Origin of the sequence: Leptospira kanakyensis (genome assembly GCF_004769235.1) — a bacterium.
Classification (GTDB): domain Bacteria; phylum Spirochaetota; class Leptospiria; order Leptospirales; family Leptospiraceae; genus Leptospira_A; species Leptospira_A kanakyensis.
In genome coordinates this window covers 205,124-223,070 of the sequence record NZ_RQFG01000018.1, presented here as the reverse complement: position 1 = coordinate 223,070, position 17,947 = coordinate 205,124, and the positions used below count along the sequence as shown (strand labels likewise).

Sequence of the window (17,947 nt, the reverse complement as noted above, 5' to 3'; positions counted from 1 at the left end):
AGAAACGGTGGAAACCTCTTTCTGGAACGTTTTTAGCGGTAAAAGTTCACTTTTTGGACAAACTAATGAAAATTAGTTGTCCGCATCCCAAGTTCGAACCCACATTATCATTTCCGAATATTATTTTGGAAATATGTAAAAAACGGCTTCCTGTTATGCGAAAAAAACTAACTCTAATTTCCTTTCTATTGATTTCCTATACTCATTGCGTGGGAATCTTTTCCAATGGTGGCAACCAAACAGATTTTAGTCTATTTGCCTTTCTCTTAGGACTTGTTGGCGGGTCACCTGCCTCTGCACAAAATCTAACACCAGGAACCGCAGTCGATCTATCAGGTGATGGAAAACCAGATGGAACCTTAGTGGATACAGATGGAGATGGTGTTTCCGATGGAATCAATCTCACAGGTGGAACCACTCCCAATCTAATTTTAATCGATACCAATGGGGACGGAATTCCTGATGCTGTAGACACGAATGGAGATGGATTACCTGATTATTATATTAGCCCAAACCCACCCGGTTTTCTCACAACAGGCCCTGGCGGGACAGGAAACCCTGTGGTCATCATTGTGGATGCAAATGGCAATCCTCTTGGGTTTGATACAGATGGAGACGGAACACCCAATGATACGGCTATCGTTACGATCCTAAGTGACACAACTCCCCCAATCATCACCAGTTCTTTGTTAACAGGAACTTTTTCCACAACACAAACCACAACTCTCACTTGTTCGGATAACAAAGCTCCAGGGTCGATTGTTTATACCTTGGATGCATCGGCTCCTAACTTCTCTCCCAAACAAGGAACTGTCATTCCAAAGTCTTCCCAAGTGGTTTCTCTATCCACAGAAGGAAGTCATACCCTCCAAGCCATCTGTCGTGACCTTGCAGGAAATCTTTCTACACCGATTAGCATTGTTTATACGATCGATACCAAAATTCCTGCTCTTACTCTTGTCAGCCAATCTTCGGCTTCCATTAGCGCCAGTGCTGGCGCAATTTCCAGTTCCACTGCCACTTGGAGATCCGATCGCTCTGGGTCGTTTACAGTTAGAGAAGGAAGTTCTTGTGTTTCAGGAACCATTGCGACTACAGGATCTGCGACAGCCAATGTAGACCAAGGATTTGTTCGTTCCCATACTCATTTCACTGGCGAAGGCACAAAGACATATCGTATCTGTGTCACAGCTTCCAACGGTCTGACTGGGTTTGTATCTGTTAGCTTGCAGAGGGATGATACAGCACCCACTGTGACTGCGGATCCAGGTGCTGGAAATTATGGAGTGGCAACTTCCGTTTCTCTATCCTGCTCGGATACAGGTGGTTCTGGATGTGATCAGATTGCTTATGCGATCCAAGCAGGTTCAGCTCCGGCAAATCCAGCCATCCAAGGAACAACAGGAACTGTCAGTAGTGGAACTTTATATACCGCAGCCTTTGCCATGACCGATGGGTCAGTCACCTATACAAAGTTTGTGGCTCGGGACAAAGCGGGAAATGTTTCCAATGTCAATTCACAAAACTATACCGTGGACACTCAAGTCGCAACCATCACTGTGAATTCCCATACAGCAGCCATCAATGGATCTTCTAATGTATCGTTAAGTTGGCAAAGTTCCAAGGCGGGAACTTACCAAATTCGTTTAGGTGGAAATAGTTGTTCCACTGGAACCGCTCTGACCAACACAGGAAGCAATGCCAATGTTACTGGAAATGCCTTGGCGACTACGGACATTACTTCAACAATCGTAAACTCTCATTTTAGCGAAGGTGAAAATACCATCCGCATTTGTGTCGCAAACCTAATCGGTAGTTTTGGATCCACCACACGCACTACAAACAAAGACACTACGGCTCCTATTGTCACGATGGCATCTCCATCTGGATCAGGTCCGTTTGCCTCAGGAACTCAGCTCCAACTCAGTTGTTCCGACACTGGTGGAAGCGGATGTGATAAAATCATTTATACACTGAATGGCACAGAACCTGCGTTTGACGGAAGTGGTGTGGTTACTAATGGAACCGTTTATTCTTCTCCAGTGGGACTATCCAATGGAAGCAACCAAGTGAAATACTTGGCTCGTGACTTGGCAGGAAACGTAAGCACTGCCGGGAACCAAAGTTTTCATGTAGGCCCGCCCAATGCTCCTGCTTTTGTAGAAGCACAAGCGGGAGGAACCAGTGCCGTTGTTCAATGGTGGCCTGTGACAGGCGCCACATCGTACACTGTGTACTTTAGCACAAGTCCTGGGGTCACAACAGCATCGACTAGTTTTGGGCCGGTAGCTGATCCTTATGCTACGATCACAGGACTTACCGGTGGGACTTTGTATTACTTTAGAGTGGTGGCTAGTAGTGTAGCTGGATCTAGTACTGTCTCATTATTGGAAGCAAGTGCGATTACAACAACTACCCCTCCCGGAACAAATACAACTGGAATCCATGTCGATATTTCTGCTGGGCAGGGAAATTCTTCTGGCTATCTACCTAGAGTCGTCTTGGACCAGGTCAGTAGCAAATTGTTAGTTGTGACTCAAAATGGTGGCACTATTTTCGATAGGACACCTTCTCTTTTCCGGTGCAACTTGGATGGAACAAATTGCACCCATGCCGATCTTTCAGCAGGACAATTAGCTGGTTCGTTAGCTTTCAGCAACGGTAGTATCGTCTTAGATTGGGTCAGCAGTAAGTTATTACTTATCGTAGAGAATAGGCTTAATAATTACAAACCAAGCCTGTTTCGCTGTAATTTGGATGGAACTAGTTGCAACCATACTGATATATCTGCGGGGCAAGGGAATAATTCTGGGTTTTCTCCCAATGCTATTGTAGATCTCACGAATGGAAAACTGTTAGTGATTACGCAGAATGGGGATTATGGCAATGCCAAACTAAGTCTATTTCGCTGTAATTTGGATGGAACTAGTTGCAACCATACTGATATATCTGCGGGGCAAGCAGCTAATTCAGGTTTAATTCCTTCTGCGGTAATCAATCCTATCAATGGAAAACTTTTGGTTGTTACCACAAACGGTGCCAACTTCAGCAAACCCTCCCTCTTTATCTGGTAACCATCCCTGCGCCACGGGATCCGAAGGGCTTGGTCTCACCCGACTCGGGTGAGACGGGAGCGTTTAGCGCACCCCGGAGGAAGCCCGGTCGGTTTAGAATCATAGTAAGATCACCTAACTAGTTCGAGGCGCCCAAAAATCCTTAAATCTAAGGAAGTAAAGAAAATAAAAATTTCCAGAAAAAAATAACCTCCGCTCTCATAGAGACCGCGATCCAATTCGAACAAAATTAAATATAGTATTTATCCCTACTGAAAAATATCTTCTTTTTCAGAACCAAACAAACATTCGTCTATTCTATTTTAGTATCTATCTAGAATATGGCGCTATGTCCAATCTGTATGATTCCAGGAATAAACACCTGTTTATTTCTATCAAACATTGCCTTTTTGTTTTTGTTGTTTGCCTATTTTTTAATTCTTCCATTTCAGCCAACGAAAATGAACCTACCGAAACCATTCTTGATAAGAAGGGTAGATGGAATTTCCAATGGGGTTACAATCGAAGTTATTATACACAAAGCGATATTAATTTCCGCGGCCCGGGTTACGAGTATACTCTCAAAGACGTGAACGCAAAAGATAAACCGGAATCGTTTAAGGCAGAGGTTTATTTAAACCCTTCCAAATTTGAAATCCCTCAATACAATTTAAAGATTAGTTATTTCTTCACCGACAGGTTCTTTTTGGCTTTTGGTCAGGATCATATGAAGTATGTGGTCACACCAGGCCAACCGGTGAAGTATTCCGGTTACATTGACCCAGGTGTGATTGCCAAAAACCAACTAGCCTTGTCTCCAGAAGCAGCAGCCTTTATTTATCTTTTTCCTGGACATGTGCAGGAAATGGCGGGTTATCACGGTGGAGACCAAACCATATCCTTAACACCTGACATTCTCAAATACGAACATACCGATGGATTGAATTATTTATTTTTGGACTTCGGTTGGATCACACCCCTTTATACTTCTTCTGATGGGATGAGCGGTATTAGTTTGGTATCTACAATTGGAGCAGGGCCTGTGGTTTGTCGTAGCGACGTACGCGTGTTAGGGAAAGGTCAAAACAACAACTTCCATCTTTCTGGTTACGGTGTTTCTGGATACGTTGCCACTCGGTATGAGTTTTCTCGAACTTACTTTCTGGAACTCGGTGGTAAGGGTGGTTATATAGATCTAACAGATGTTCTCACAAGTGGTGGTTCCAACCGTGCTTCTCAAAATTTTGGATTTTTAGAACTTGTTTTGTCTGGTGGAATTGCTATATAAGTTTCTCCGCAAAGTTGGCCTTTTCGTTATGAATATAAGGCCAACTCCGAGCTTTCTATGTTTCTCAACCGAGAACAAATTTTTATAAACTTACATCCAAATTTTTAGATTTATTCGATTGCGTAACCTATTACAATTATTTGGAATAGAACAATGAATGAATCCATTGTCTACGAAATCTCTATCAATTCTTTTAAAAAAGGACTTGAGAACTTAATTTCAATTTTAGAAAAAGCAGAAAGTTTTGCCGAAACTAAAAAATTTCCTTTTGAGAACTTACTGGGTTCACGACTCTTCCCTGACCAATTCCAATTAACAAAACAAATCCAAATTGCTTGTGACACTGCGAAACTTTGTGTTTCTCGGATATCGGGCAAAGAAGCACCGGTTCACGATGATTCAGAAACAAACCTAAAGGAACTAAAACAAAGAATCAGTTCGGTGATCCAATACTTAGGTACGTATAAAGCAGAAGATTTCAAATCAGCCTTTGAAACAAAAATATCTCTACCAAGATGGGAAGGAAAATATCTGACTGGTTTTGAATATCTAACAAACCATGCGATCCCAAATTTCTATTTCCACATAACAACTGCCTATGCGATTCTCCGGCATAACGGAGTAGAAGTTGGGAAAAAAGATTATTTAGGTGAGATGCCATTTAAGAAATAAGCGAAAATCTTTTTTTAATGATTTCTAGGGCTCCGACTTAGAGAGCCCTTTAGAATCTAGTTAGAATTTCAAACTGTAGAATAAAAATTGAACCAGAAACCTAACAACCACTATACTGCCCGTATTCTCGCGAAATTTTTTGACATTAAAGCCGCAGAATTATTATCGATCCATTTGACAGATTTTATTTTAGTTCATATTGAGGGAGAAATATTAAACCAAATTCTCCCATATATACTGGCTTTTATTGTATTCCTTGTATATGATACTTCCTTCCAATTTTTTGCCAATGGCAGTTTAGGAAAAAAGATTTTTAATATCCACTTAGTATCAAAGGAAAATGAAAACCAACAGATACCCATCACAACAATTTTCAACCGTTCATTTTATGTTTGTTGCTTCGGATTGGGCTTTATGATTCCAAAAATTTCAACTTTATTTGTTCTATTTAACATATTGTACTTATTCAAAAATGGAACTACACATTGGGATAAAGTATTAAAACTCAAACCAGTTTTCAAACCCATATCAATAGGTCGAATGGTATTGATTGCCTTTTGTTTTTTCATATTATTGAATTCATACTATCAATTGATCAAAGAATATTTTTAATCGGATGTTTCGTTCATTTTGTTGAAACGATAGAATTATTTTAATAAACATTAGGCTAATTTTGGATTACCAAAATGCTGATTGGATTCCAAAAAAAATCGCCTGATTACTGCGTCTCGATCGCGATTTAGATCCCAAACCGTTAAAAACGTTTTTTTACTGATTTCAGAACGTTCCTAGCGGTAATTTGGGAGTTTTCTTATGCTCTAGGCTATTTTACTTGCCTGTAAAAGGACATTCAGCAGCTTTATTTTTAAATCTTAATTTAGAATATTAGGCAAAAATAATCTCTTTATGCGAAACCATGTTTATCTAGTTCTTTTCATTTCTTTATTCACCAGTTATTGTTTTCCAATTCCTGGTACTAACTCTCAAACAGGCTCGAATGTATTTGCTTTATTGTTTGGTCTCGTCGGCGGCTCCCCTTCTTCCTCTTCTCAAAACCTAACACCTGGAACCGCAGTCGATCTGTCAGGTGATGGAAAACCCGATGGAACCTTAGTCGATTCTAATGGAGACGGAGTTTCCGATGGAATCAATCTGACCGGTGGAACCACTCCCAACCTAATCCTGATCGATACCAATGGCGATGGAATTCCCGATGCCGTTGATACGAATGGAGATGGCTTACCTGATTATTATATTAGTCCCAATCCACCCGGTTTTCTCACCACAGGGCCTGGGGGAACAGGAAATCCTGTGGTCATCATAGTGGATGCAAATGGAAATCCGTTAGGTTTTGATACCGATGGGGATGGAACGCCGAACGATACGGCTATCGTCACCATTTTGAGTGATACCACTCCCCCAACCATCACCAGTTCCTTGTTAACCGGAACTTTTTCCACAACACAAACCACAACTCTCACTTGTTCCGATAACAAAGCTCCAGGATCGATTGTTTATACCTTGGATGCATCGGCTCCAACCTTCGCGCCGAAGAATGGAACCATCATCACAAAATCTTCCCAAGCAGTTTCCCTCTCCACAGAAGGAAGCCATACCCTCCAAGCCATCTGTCGTGACTTAGCAGGAAACGTTTCTACACCCATTAGCATTGTCTATACGATCGATACCAAGATTCCAGCTCTCACTCTTGTCAGCCAATCTTCGTCTGCCATTAGTGCCAGCGCTGGTGCAATCTCTAGTTCCACTGCCACTTGGAGGTCGGACAGGTCTGGCTCTTTTACCGTTCGAGAAGGAAGTTCTTGTGATTCAGGAACTATTGCGACAACAGGATCTGCTACCGCCAACGTAGACCAAGGATTTGTTCGTTCCCATACTCATTTCACTGGCGAAGGTACAAAGACATATCGCATCTGTGTGACTGCATCCAATGGACTGACAGGATTTGTTTCTGTTAGTTTGCAACGAGATGATACAGCACCCACTGTGACTGCGGATCCAGGTGCAGGAAGTTATGGAGTAGCCACTTCAGTTTCTCTATCCTGTTCCGACACAGGTGGTTCTGGATGTGAGCAGATTGCTTATGCTGTCCAAGCTGGTTCAGCTCCAACAAATCCGACGATCCAAGGAACAACGGGAACTGTAAGTAGTGGAACCTTATACACAGCAGCTTTTGCCATGACAGATGGTGCCATCACCTATACAAAGTTTGTGGCTCGGGACAAAGCGGGAAATGTTTCTGGAGTCAGTTCACAAAACTATACTGTGGATACGCAGGTGGCAACCATCACTGTGAATTCCCATACAGCAGCCATCAATGGATCTTCGAATGTATCGCTCAGCTGGCAAAGTTCCAAAGCTGGAACTTACCAAATCCGTCTAGGCGGATCTAGTTGTTCTACTGGAACGGCTCTAACCAATACAGGAAGTGATGCCAATGTTACTGGAAATGCCTTGGCGACTACGGACATTACTTCAACAATCGTAAACTCTCATTTTAGCGAGGGTGAAAATACCATCCGCATTTGTGTCGCAAATCTTGTAGGAAGCTTTGGATCAACCACTCGCACAACTAGTAAAGACACTACGGCTCCTATTGTCACGATGGCATCTCCATCTGGATCAGGTCCGTTTGCCTCAGGAACACAACTCCAACTTAGTTGTTCTGACACGAGTGGAAGTGGATGTGATAAAATTATTTATACACTGAACGGCACAGAACCTACGTTTGATGGAAGTGGTGCAGTCACCAATGGGACTGTGTATTCTTCGCCTGTTGCGCTTTCCAATGGTAGCAACCAAGTCAAATACTTGGCACGTGACTTGGCAGGAAACCTAAGCACTGCAGGGAACCAAAGTTTTCATGTGGGCCCACCGAATGCTCCTGCTTTTGTAGAAGCACAAGCAGGAGGAACGAGTGCGATTGTAAAATGGTGGCCTGTGGCTGGTGCTACATCGTACACTGTGTACTACAGTACAAGTCCTGGGGTGACAACAGCTTCGTCGAGTTTTGGGCCAGTGACTGATCCCAATGCAACGATTACGGGACTTACTGGTGGGACTTTGTATTACTTTAGAGTGGTGGTGAATAACGCCTTGGGAAGCAGTGCCGTTTCAATGTTTGAAGCAAGTGCGATTACAACAACGACACCTCCTGGAACAAATACAGTAGGAATCCATGTCGATATTTCTGCTGGGCAGGGATCAAATTCAGCCGGTTCTGGATCCATTTCTGGAGCGATTCCTTCAGCAAATATAGATTCCATCAACCGAAAGTTATTGGTTGTGACAGTGAATGATTCCAATAATGGCAAACCAAGCCTTTTTCGATGCGATTTAGATGGATCCAATTGCACCCACTCAGATTTATCTGCGGGACAAGGAACCAACTCGGGACGTAACCCAAATGCAGCGATAGATTTTGTGAATCAAAAGTTGTTAGTTGTAGCAAGAAATGGTGCCAATGACAACAAACCAAGCCTTTATCGTTGTGACTTAAATGGATTAAATTGTACTCATAGCGATATCTCGGCGAGCCAAGGAACGAATTCTGCTGGAGACTCAGCCTCACACAAATACGGGCCAAAAATTGTCATCGATGATTACAATCAAAAACTCCTAGTTGTAACAACAAATGATGCAAACAACGGCAAACTTAGTTTATTTCGTTGTAACCTAGACGGGAATAGTTGTTCTCATACTGACATTTCTGCGGGACAAGGAAGTAACTCGGCACTCTATCCATCTGTAAAAATTGATCCAATTAACAAAAAGCTATTAGTTGTAACAACGGGCATTGGCACCGGTACAAATCCTAATTTATATCGCTGTAATTTGGATGGAACTAATTGTACGCATACCGACATCTCACTAGGAAATACGAATGGATTATTTCCTAGTCTAAACGTGGATACTATTCGCAAAAAAATAATGGTAGCAGTACATTTTGGTACGATTGGCGGAGGAACCAGCGGAGGTGGTAAACCAGGTTTAATTCAATGTGATTTGGATGGCACTAACTGCACATACGTAGATATTTCTTATAACTCAGGTATGTTGACAAGTCACAGATATATGAGCTCAACTCTTGATCTACTAAATCAAAAAATCTTAGTTGTATACCAAGACCATAACATTAGACACAAGCCGAGATTAACAAGATGCGATTTTAATGGATCGAACTGTACACATACTGATATATCGGTAGGACAGGCAGATTATTCTGGCACATATCCAGATGCATTAATCAATCCGTTTGATGGAAAGTTATTTGTAGTCACCCAAAATGGTGTAAACGCTAGAAAACCTTCCTTATTTATCTGGTAACAAAAATCAATGAAACTAAAAACATTAATCAGTATATTCTTAATCTCCACTTCGATTCTTTATGCAGAAGAATCGAAAAATAAACCAACAACTTTTGAATATGGACTCAAAGCACAAAATTTTACTTATTTTCCGTATGAAACAACTAAATCTTTTGGATACAACAAGTCCGAATTAAAAAACAACAAAGAACTTGTTTATTTACCTTTTTTTAAATATCGGAATACTAATAAAAAATTTGGTTTTGATTTTGATATGGTGGATATCAAAACTTATGATCTTTATTACAAAGCGTATTACTTTTATAATGGTTTTTTCCCGACTACCTATGGATTTGGCAATGTACAAAGACAAGAGTATAGGTTTAATTTTTTCTATCTGCCGTTTGAGAATCAGGTTTTCTACTTTGGGCTCGGTATATTAAAAATCGATCGATTTTATAAAGTTGAAAATTACGAATATGCATCTAATATCAACTCTGACAAAATAAATTCCTATGGAATTTCAGTGCCGATTCGAAGTAAAATCGAAATCGTTGATGGGTTGGAATTAAATTTAGGTTTTGATCCTTATGTAACTTATGGAAGGAGAAATTATACCAACCAAAGAGTTAGTAACTCGGTGTATCATGAAAACACATATGGCCCATACTTTTACCTGGTTAAATCCAATCCAAATAACATAACAGAAATTTTAGGATTCCAAGCAGAGATTTCATTATCTTATAAGTTCTATGATAATTTAAGATTCTACGTTGGATTCAGTAGAAACCAATCAATAGTTCGATCCATCAACATGGACCAAACGACTTATACTTATTATGGTGCAACAAATCAACTTTATGTTTATGGTGAAAACAAATACACTCGAATGGTTGATACTCATAATTCCATCTATTTTGGTGTTTCGAATACACATTAACGATATAACCATGGAGTTTCGTCCTTTACAAAGGCAGAAACTATGTTTGATTGGGATCAATTCTCATGATCCCAACTGTCATTGAATACAAACCACAATCACAGCTCAGTCCATATATTGAGAGTTATCTGTTCATTCAATGTGATGAGGATTTTAATAAGTCAATTTTGCCACACCACTCATTTGTACTGACAATTAAACTCAAAGGGAATCATCACTATCGGATCCAATCAAAACTGAATCATTTGCCTCCTATCTCTTTATCCGGGCTTAGAAAAACGGTAAAACACAATACACTCTCCAAAGGAACCGAGATCATAATTGTTAAGTTCCAACCATGGGGAGCATTTTCATTGTTCAATATGTCTATGTATGAATTGAATGAAATTGGAATTTCTGGATTTGATTTATTTGCTAAAACTGATTTAAATGACCTCCACTCAAAACTTCAGGAAACAAAGGACAATCATTCAAAAATCCATCATCTCGAGAATTTTCTATTAAAAACAATCAAAAACAAAACCATGGATCGAAGGATTTTAGAATCGATATCTCAAATGAATCATTCGCAAGGAACAATTAAAATCAAAGACATTGCCTCCATTGTGAATTTAAGTATCGATACCTTTGAAAAGAAATTTCGAGAAGTGATCGGAAATACTCCCAAACAATTTTCTTCCATCATAAGAATGAATTCGGTGATTCGAGAAATTCCCAAATATAATTCTTTCACAAAACTTGCTTATGATTTTGGATATTTTGACCAATCACATTTCATAAAAGAATTCAAATCGTTCACAGGCAAAACACCCACAGAATTTTTAGCGTAAAAAAAATCTTACCGTCCTGATTTTTTACAATCCTTCCTTACAAAAATTCGTTATAAACATTCAATACTTATCTACCAAAGGAAGATCGTTTATGTTACAAATTATATTCAATTTGAATTGGATTGCTATCGGATTGGCATTCCTTGTCTATTTTTTTCTAGGTTACATTTGGTTTACTGTTCTTTTTGCAAAACCGTATAGATTTTCTCTTGGAAAAGAAAACGAAACACAGGAACCACTCGCACCAATATTTATCATTGGCCCTGGAATTTGTACTCTATTCAATTTAGTCACCACAGCGGTTTTGTTCTCCGCCTTGCAAATCAATCAAATGGCCGATGCACTCCGATGGGGATCTTTGATTGGAATTGGATATTTAGCTGCCAATACCTTTACTATCGCCATCAATCCAAACATTCCGAGGCCCATTCTATATGGCATCATTTCCAGCGCCTACCACCTCGTAGGAATCAATATCGCTGCTATGATTTTGGTTCCAAATTTTTAAAAATTTTCTATATGATTGGGTGAGACGGGAGAGTGAAGCGAAGGGTGCGATCGGTTTTAGAATGGAACAAAAATCCCCATACCAATCCTAAGCGTGTAAACACCAAGCCGTGGGAAACTAACACCAAACTTTTTTCATCCAACAACTTAAAAATAAAAGAAAAAACTTTCTATTTTTGAAAACCTTCTATTCCTCTGTCTACTGCCCAATTCACTTGGGCATGTGGAGTAAAAAATGAACAAAATTCTTTTGGTCTTGTTGACGATCCTCTCGATCAACTGTCTCAGTTTTCGAAGTGGAGAATACAAAAATACAGAACCTGTAAGGCAATACGAAGCACCTCAAAATCCGGTTGTGAAAGTAAACCTAAAGTATCACTACCTTGTGGATGATGCTCACCAACCGGTAACAAATCAGGTTCTATTGGATTCTTGGTTAAAAATGGCGGAAGATACTTTAAAAGAAAGTTCTGAGATTTCAACGACCAGAGAAGATGTTCTTGCTACATATTATTGGGACTTAACTGTCAAAGAAGAAACTACTGTTTTATCTACGACAATTTCTCCTGCTATCTCCGGTGCTACTTTAGGAATCATTCCTGCTTACACACGGTCTAACATTACAGTAAAGTCGATTCTAAAAGACAAAAAAGAAAATGTACTCGGTGAATTTTCAAAAGGAGAGTCCCTTTCCTTTGTCGGACAAATTTTTTTGGTATTCGCAAATGTATTTATCAAACCTGTTGATACAATCATGGCACAAAGACAAGATTTGTTAAGAGCAACTTGCGTTGAAATCAAAAAGAATAATATCTTTAAGAACAAAAAGAAATAAACCCTACCAATCTACTTTCTTCTTCAGGTTTTTATAAAAACTTGAAGAAGAAAACTCATTCTCTTTACCAATAAAAATCCAAAACTTCTAAGGCACAAAAAAAGCCGCTTTCCTTTCGGAGGAGCGGCTTTGATCTAAACCAATTAACCAACTTAACAAAGTAAGTTGGCGTAGTTTAAAATCTTCTAACTAAATCCTTACGCTACTGGACCGTATTGGCTGTAGTCAAATTCTTTGGAACCAGTAAGGTATTTTTTGTAGTTCTCAACGAATTGTTTTGCAAGGTCAGCAGCTGTTTTGTCGTAATCTTCTTTGTTCTCCCAAGCGTTACGTGGGTTGAGGATATGTGAATCCACACCTTCGATGGTTTTTGGGAAAGAAACTTGGAATACTGGGTGTTTTTCGAACTCGGATTTTTCAATGTTTCCGTTCAGGATTTCATTGATGATTTGGCGAGTCGCAGGAAGGTTCATACGTTTTCCTACACCATACTTTCCACCAACAAGACCTGTGTTGATTAGGTATGCATTTACTTTGTGTTTCTTCATTTTTTCACCGAGTAACTTTGCATAGTATGTTGGGTGAAGAGTCATAAACGCCTGACCGAAACAAGCAGAGAAAGTTGCTTGTGGTTCTTTCACACCGCGCTCAGTTCCCGCAACCTTAGCTGTGTAACCAGAAAGGAAGTGATACATTGCTTGTTCGATAGAAAGTTTAGAAACCGCAGGAAGAACACCGTAAGCATCATAAGTAAGGAAGATCACAGTGTTCGGGTGACCTGCTTTAGATCCTGGTTGGATGTTGTCGATGTGGAAAATTGGGTAAGAAACTCGTGTGTTTTCTGTTTTCGCAGCAGAAGAGTAATCTACTTTTTTAGTTCCTGCATCAAACACAACGTTTTCAAGAAGAGCATCACGACGGATCGCAGCATAGATTTCTGGTTCTGTTTTTGGATCTAGGTTGATGGTTTTTGCATAACATCCACCTTCAATGTTGAAGATTCCGTTATCGTCCCAACCATGTTCATCATCACCAATGAGTTTGCGGTGCGGGTCAGTAGAAAGAGTTGTTTTTCCTGTTCCAGAAAGACCAAAGAAAAGAGCGCTGTCTCCATCCTTACCAACGTTAGCTGAACAGTGCATAGTAAGCACGTTTTTGAGCGGTAGGTAGTAGTTCATGACAGAGAAAATCCCTTTTTTCATTTCCCCACCGTATTCAGTTCCACCAATGATACAGATCTTTTTTGCTAAGTGGAAAATCACAAATACATCGGAGTTAAGGCCGTGTTCTTTGTATTTTGTGTTTTTGTAACCAGAAGCGTTGATGATAGTAAATTCTGGATTTAGTTTTGCGAGTTCTTCTTTTGTAGGGCGAAGGAACATGTTTGTGCAAAAGTGGTGTTGCCAAGCTCTTTCAGTGACAACACGGAGAGAGATACGTGTGTCATCGTTAGTTCCAGCATGACCATCAAAAACATAAAGTTTTTTGTTATCTAGGAATTTGGTTACTTCTGCATAAAGTTCGTTGAAGATGGCTTCAGAAACCTTTGTATTGACCGGGCCCCACCAAATGTTGTTTTGGGAAGAAGGTTCATCGACAAAGTATTTGTCTTTAGGGGAGCGACCCGTAAAAATTCCGGTATCTACCATCATCGTTCCGTTATCAGAAGTAACACCTTCTTTGTTGTTCAATTCGTGCTGGTAAATTTCTTCGTAAGATAAGTTATGGAAGACTTCGGATGGTTTTAGGCCGAGTTCAGCAAGGCCTTTTAGATTAGTAGATACTGACATGGATCTCTCCTCGATTTCACTTTGTGTTTTTCTAGCTTCTTATTTTGCGAGTCGGTGTCAATAACAGAAAATGAAGATTCTACACGCATCGGCAGAATATTTTCCTTACATCAAGATGGGAGGCCTAGCGGATATGCTTGCTTCTCTCACCAAAGAGCAGGCCAAAACCGAAAAAGTTTATGTCGCATTACCTTTGATTGGTAAGTTGGGAAAAACAATCCAGTTTACAGGCAAGGCGTTCCCGGCCCTCCCCCCTACAGATGCCCCAATCGATTCCGTGGTGGCTTCTGTATTGAAGGCCTCCCGATTTTTAGAAGCAGAAGAAGGAGGTGTGAAGTTATACTTTTTTGAATCAGAATTATTCCAACCACTAGATTCCATTTATGGTCATGCGGAAGAACACTTTCGGTTTGCGATGTTTTCTTATGCTTGTTATGCGCTAAGCCAAAATCTAAGTGTTGATGTGTTTCACGCCCATGATTGGCATACAGCACTTTCACTTGCCTTACAAAAAGATTCCGTAAACCCGATACCCAGTGTATTCACCATCCACAATTTGGCTTACCAAGGGGACCATCCGTTTTGGATGACAGGATTTTTAAAGGAAGAACCCTTCCGCCTCATCACAAGTCCCTTTGACCACGATGGCAAATGCAATTATATGAAAGCCGGAATTCTTTCCGCGAACCAAATTACCACCGTCAGTCCTGGTTATAGACAAGAAACCCTTTCCGAACCAAATGGATTTGGGCTCAGTTATTGTTTGCGACAAAGGGCAAGTGACTATTCAGGGATTTTGAATGGGATTGATACAGACGAATGGAATCCGGAAAAAGACAAACGAACTTTCCAAACCTATTCTGTTAAAAATTGGAAAGAAGGAAAATTAAAAAATAAAGCAGAACTCTTTCAAGAAATTGGACGACCATTTCTGCCAATCGATGTACCTCTAGTTGGCCTTATCGGAAGACTGACTCACCAAAAAGGGTTCCCAACTTTTTTACAAGCCCTTCTCGAAAGACGCCACCTTCCACATCGTTATGTGGTTCTTGGTTCGGGTGATCCTGAATTGGAAAAAACGTTCTTTCGTCTATCAGAAACCATTCCTGATGTATTTTATTTTTATAAAGGATATAACGAAAGCCTTGCCCATAAGATCGAAGCGGCCAGTGATTTTTTTCTAATGCCATCTCTCTTTGAACCTTGTGGCCTCAACCAAATGTATAGCCATTCTTATGGAACCATCCCCATTGTTTCTCGAGTAGGTGGACTGAGAGATACGGTGGAAGAATCCAATCTTTTAAAATTCAAAACCGGAATTGTATTTGAACCGAATGACGCGGGTTCGCTGGGATATGCTTTAGAGCGAGCCAAAGATTTATTCGAATCGATAGATCGAGAAATCGTAGTGAAAAATATTATGAATTTGGATTGGAGTTGGAAAAAAAGAAAACTAGAATATGATTTAATCTATTCAAAAGCAATTGAGTTAAATCTATAAAGTTAACATTTTTTGTTTAAACTATTGGGCGCCTCGAATTGGTTAGGTGATATACATCCAATCGAGGCTCGACCGCGCTTTACGCTCCAATCTTTCGCTACGCGAAAGGATTTCCGCTGCAATCGCTGGCGTATGGATTTTTACTCATAATGTCACAGTCTCAGCTAGGACTCCTCGCAAATCCCCTAAGAATTTTTCATTTTAAAACCCACAAATGACTTGTGAATCTTCAGCATTTCTGTTCTCTTTTAGAGTCTAAGTCAATAAATAATTTTCATCGATAATTTCTTATGATGGATTTGGAAAGTATCATGCTGTCACAAAATCGAATTTATACTTTAGCTGTTCTAATTCTCCATTTTTTCGTTTTTAGTTTTTCCTTCAGTCACTGCAAACTGAACCTGAACAATCCAAGTGATCCTAGATCCAGAAGTTATTTTGAAACGGCACTTTGGAATGCCTATCTGAATACCAGATGTATCCCAGATCTGCGAGGAAGTTTTTCAATGGGAACCGGAAATACTTTGATCATTCCACTTTCCATCAAAGCCTTAAGAAGTGGAAATACTGTAGTCACGGCAGTAACCCAAGAACCCTTAGTTTGGAATGGAAACACCTACGGAATCCATAACAACCACCAAAACTCTGTTTTAAACGGAGTGGTCTTTGTGATTGATCGATATTTTTCTCGTATTCTTTGGTTAGACTATATTGGAGAAATGAGTTATGGAATAGATGATTGGCCCCAACCAGAAACTATTTCTGTAGATGAATTTTCTAATGGTGACCTTGGATTTTTTGCTCTTGTCAATGGAACGGGAAGGGCAAATACATTAAATGCTAAATCTGGAACTTATGCTTTTTTTCTTTCTAGATACAACCAATATTCTGGTGAAATCATTTGGCAAGGATATGTTAACAAAGACAATACAAGGCTGAATACTAGTAATTATGCAATGACAATCACTCCTTCCGATCAAATGGCAATTTTATACCAAGGTATATCTGAAACAACTACTCCAACCATTGATTCCACAGGTCTTAGTTATCCAGGTTTGCCAACACCATCCACCAGCTCCAATGCTTCCAGCCCAAGTCAGAAAGAACTTGGATTGGCTTTAGTGAATGGAAATGGGGCTGGAATCAGCCAAAGTTTTTTACCGAATCCTGGTGCCGCTACCGATGCCTTTCTATTTAAATCATACAACGATAAACTTTTGATAGGTGGAGATACTTTCAATGAATTTGTTTCTTTCTCCGGTCACCCCAGATTAAACGAAGGAAGAGGATTTTATGGAATTTTGAATTCTGCACTTGGCTGGGATTCCGTCAGTTATTACGGCCCAACGGTAGCTTCCACAACTTCTAAAATTCGGAAATCTCTATTTGCCAATAACGAGGTTTATTTAATTGGAACAATCAACCAACCTGATTCCACTCCAAATACAATTCATGCATACCAAGGAAGTGCTGGCAGAAGAAACTATCAAATTTTAAAACCAGATAGAGGCTCCTCTAGTTTGTTATGGAGCCAATATTTAGGAACCATAAATTATAATGTACCAGATGTGATCCCTGGGAACATTATCTACAATAGTGCAAGGGGAGAAGTAACAGCTAACCTACTAACAGAAGATAACGGAAGTCCATTTACAGGAATCTCTTCGGATATCCAATCTGGATCGGTTGTGAACGGATTGGGCCAAGCAAGATTAAAAATGAATCCAACCACAGGTTCCTTTCAAAAAATTCAATTGTATGAAGGAAGTTCTGATTCCAGCGGAAACAATTTAAAATTTATTTCGAACCAAGCAGAAGTTTGTTCTGGAAGGATGGTAACGATTCATACAATGGTTACTTCTTTTTCCGTACTTTCCTCGGCAAGAAGGATTGAAATTTCAACTGTTCCCGCACCAGAGGAACCATAATTTATAAAGATATCCGCTACGCACTCAAGGATATATACCAAAACTGAGGATTAAAGTAGCGAATGTGTATTTTTGATAAGCAATACATTCTAAATATTGAATATTCAATTTTTAATAAATTAAGAAATCATCTAAATCAAAAAAAATAAGAATGTTCTTAAGATCATAAATTACCACTTAAGAATATCATAGACAAAGGACTTGAGAATTTCGCCACTTCTCATAGTATGGTCTAAAATAGAAAAAACCTTTCAAATCAGAAAGGAAATTTAGTTTGG

At 39.7% G+C, this 17,947-nt stretch carries 12 protein-coding genes; 11 read left to right on the top strand and 1 reads right to left on the bottom strand.

The window, feature by feature from the left end; translation table 11 throughout:
• Positions 1-155: 155 nt before the first annotated feature.
• The 9 genes from EHQ16_RS13495 to EHQ16_RS13455 all read left to right on the top strand — a co-directional run bounded on the left by EHQ16_RS13495 (position 156) and on the right by EHQ16_RS13455 (position 12,450).
• Positions 156-3,074: a chitobiase/beta-hexosaminidase C-terminal domain-containing protein gene (locus EHQ16_RS13495; RefSeq protein ID WP_244242083.1), complete on the top strand. Its 2,919-nt coding sequence runs from the start codon at positions 156-158 to the stop codon at positions 3,072-3,074.
• 328 nt (positions 3,075-3,402) lie between these two features.
• The gene (locus tag EHQ16_RS13490) at positions 3,403-4,341 is read left to right on the top strand and encodes a hypothetical protein (RefSeq protein WP_208742298.1); all 939 of its coding nucleotides are present in this window, start codon (positions 3,403-3,405) and stop codon (positions 4,339-4,341) included.
• 153 nt (positions 4,342-4,494) lie between these two features.
• The gene (locus EHQ16_RS13485) at positions 4,495-5,013 is read left to right on the top strand and encodes a DUF1993 domain-containing protein (RefSeq protein ID WP_135633752.1); all 519 of its coding nucleotides are present in this window, start codon (positions 4,495-4,497) and stop codon (positions 5,011-5,013) included.
• Between the two features lie 87 nt (positions 5,014-5,100).
• On the top strand, positions 5,101-5,625 hold the full coding sequence (locus tag EHQ16_RS13480) for an RDD family protein (protein ID WP_135633755.1): 525 nt from the start codon (positions 5,101-5,103) through the stop codon (positions 5,623-5,625).
• A 294-nt stretch (positions 5,626-5,919) separates the two neighbouring features.
• The gene (locus EHQ16_RS13475; RefSeq protein WP_135633758.1) at positions 5,920-9,357 is read left to right on the top strand and encodes an FN3 associated domain-containing protein; all 3,438 of its coding nucleotides are present in this window, start codon (positions 5,920-5,922) and stop codon (positions 9,355-9,357) included.
• Between the two features lie 9 nt (positions 9,358-9,366).
• Positions 9,367-10,278, top strand: a complete 912-nt coding sequence (locus EHQ16_RS13470) for a hypothetical protein (RefSeq protein ID WP_135633761.1) — start codon at positions 9,367-9,369, stop codon at positions 10,276-10,278.
• A gap of 65 nt (positions 10,279-10,343) precedes the next feature.
• Positions 10,344-11,108, top strand: a complete 765-nt coding sequence (locus EHQ16_RS13465; RefSeq protein WP_135633765.1) for a helix-turn-helix domain-containing protein — start codon at positions 10,344-10,346, stop codon at positions 11,106-11,108.
• Positions 11,109-11,199: 91 nt separating this feature from the next.
• Positions 11,200-11,616 carry a DUF1761 domain-containing protein gene (locus tag EHQ16_RS13460; protein ID WP_135633768.1) on the top strand — a complete coding sequence of 139 codons (417 nt, stop codon included), beginning with the start codon at positions 11,200-11,202 and terminating at the stop codon, positions 11,614-11,616.
• A gap of 234 nt (positions 11,617-11,850) precedes the next feature.
• Positions 11,851-12,450 carry a hypothetical protein gene (locus EHQ16_RS13455; protein WP_135633771.1) on the top strand — a complete coding sequence of 200 codons (600 nt, stop codon included), beginning with the start codon at positions 11,851-11,853 and terminating at the stop codon, positions 12,448-12,450.
• A gap of 197 nt (positions 12,451-12,647) precedes the next feature.
• Here EHQ16_RS13455 and pckA read toward each other — a convergent pair whose 3' ends face one another.
• Positions 12,648-14,240, bottom strand: coding sequence for a phosphoenolpyruvate carboxykinase (ATP) (gene pckA / locus EHQ16_RS13450; RefSeq protein WP_135633774.1), 1,593 nt, complete (start codon positions 14,238-14,240; stop codon positions 12,648-12,650).
• A gap of 70 nt (positions 14,241-14,310) precedes the next feature.
• Here pckA and EHQ16_RS13445 point away from each other — a divergent pair, with 70 nt between their 5' ends.
• Both EHQ16_RS13445 and EHQ16_RS13440 read left to right on the top strand, forming a co-directional pair.
• Positions 14,311-15,741 (top strand): glycogen/starch synthase, encoded by a 1,431-nt coding sequence (locus tag EHQ16_RS13445; protein WP_135633777.1) that lies wholly within the window; start codon positions 14,311-14,313, stop codon positions 15,739-15,741.
• Positions 15,742-16,052: 311 nt separating this feature from the next.
• Entirely contained in the window at positions 16,053-17,669 is a 1,617-nt protein-coding gene (locus EHQ16_RS13440; protein WP_135633780.1) for a hypothetical protein, read from the top strand.
• Positions 17,670-17,947 lie beyond the last annotated feature (278 nt).